The sequence below is a fragment of the Sabulibacter ruber genome (genome assembly GCF_017355955.1).
GTDB lineage: Bacteria > Bacteroidota > Bacteroidia > Cytophagales > Hymenobacteraceae > Nibribacter > Nibribacter ruber_A.
Map to the genome: position 1 here is coordinate 1 of NZ_JAFFID010000191.1, position 249 is coordinate 249.

The following is a 249-nucleotide window of genomic DNA, read 5'->3' on the forward strand; positions in this document are numbered from 1 at the left end:
GTTCCGGGCCAACGAGGGTTGGGGCTACATCGACGGCCTCACCGCCGGTTCCGGTGGCGCCGGGCGGGTCCTGCGGGCAATCACCGCCTTCACCAGCTTCCAGGCCTTCCTGGCGGCGACCACACAGGAGGGCGCCGACACCGTCGTCACCTTCGGTCCGACCGGTTCGGTGAAGCTCGCAGGCGTGCAGCGCACCGCGCTGACCGAGGCCAACGTCCTCCTTTCCGGTTCTGGTTCGGGCACGGATGG

Annotated in this window: 1 protein-coding gene; it reads left to right on the forward strand. The window is 69.9% G+C overall.

Features of this window, described 5'->3' with window-relative positions:
• Nucleotides 1-249 (forward strand): hypothetical protein (locus tag JT719_RS25005; protein ID WP_207436487.1); only part of this gene is annotated, 249 nt, incomplete at both ends.